At 75.0% G+C, this 1,122-nt stretch carries 1 protein-coding gene; it reads left to right on the forward strand.

Annotation, left to right across the window (positions count from 1 at the left end; translation table 11 throughout):
* Positions 1-21 precede the first annotated feature (21 nt).
* Entirely contained in the window at positions 22-1,050 is a 1,029-nt protein-coding gene (locus tag FV228_RS30475) for a flippase-like domain-containing protein (RefSeq protein ID WP_246694091.1), read from the forward strand.
* Positions 1,051-1,122 lie beyond the last annotated feature (72 nt).

Consider the following 1,122-nt stretch of genomic DNA (forward strand, 5'->3'; position numbering starts at 1 on the left):
GCCCCGGCGCGCCGCGTCGGCTTGGCCGTGCTGCGCCGGCTGCCGTTGATCGGCACGCTGATCGGCCTCGGCCTCGCGGTCTGGCTGGTGGCGACCAACGATCTCTCCGCGGTCGCGGCGGCGTTCGGGCGGATCGGGTTCGTGGGCTTTGCCGGCGTCACCCTGGTCCGGGCGCTCGTGGTGCTGGTCTGCGGCCTCGCCTGGGCCCGCATCCTCGATGGCCTTTCGCCCGCCCCGGCTTCGGCCTGCCTGATCCTGCGCTTCGTGCGCGAGGGCATCAACGTTCTGCTGCCGGTGGCCTCGGTGGGCGGCGACGTCCTCGGGGCGCGGCTCCTGACCTTCTGGGGGGTGGCCGGCTCCCTGGCGGCGGCCTCCGTGCTCGCCGACATGCTGTTCCAAGTGGGTACGCTGGCGCTGTTCGCGGGCCTCGGCGCCGGGCTGCTGAGCCAGGTCGAGGGTCCGGCCGCCGCCGAGCTCGCGAACTGGACGCTGCGGACCCTCGCGGTGGCGGGGCTGGCGGTCGGGGCGTTCTTCGCGCTCCAGCGCACCGGGATCGTGCGCGTGGTCGAAGACCGGATCGCGGCCCTGGGCCGTCGCTTCGTGCGCGAGACCGAGGCGCGTCCGGAGCCCGCCCCGCGGATCCAGGGGGCGCTCGACACGGTCTGGGCGGCGGGACGGCGCGGCCGCCTGGTGCAGTCCTTCGCGCTCCACGCACTCGCCTGGCTGCTGGGTGCCGCCGAGGTCGCGGTGGTGCTGACCTGCATCGGCGTCGATCAGATCAGCCTGTCGGAGATCCTGGTGATCGAGGCGCTGAGCCAGGCGATCAAGGCGGCGGCCTTCCTGGTGCCGAGCGGGCTCGGCGTGCAGGAAGGCGGCCTCGTGCTGGTCTGCGGGCTGTTCGGGATCGATGCCGGGACGGCGATCGCCCTCTCGCTCGCCCGCCGGGTCCCCGATGTCGTGCTCGGCCTGCCGGCGCTCCTGGTCTGGCAGAACCTCGAGGCGCGGCGCACGGGCGTGCGGCCGGCGACGCCCACCTGCGACCGCCCGTGACCCCCATGACCGACACGCCGCATCGCGACACGCACGGCCGCCCGGCCAGCAACCGCCGCGCGCTGCTGGGCC

The organism is Methylobacterium sp. WL18, from assembly GCF_008040015.1.
GTDB classification, from domain to species: domain Bacteria; phylum Pseudomonadota; class Alphaproteobacteria; order Rhizobiales; family Beijerinckiaceae; genus Methylobacterium; species Methylobacterium mesophilicum.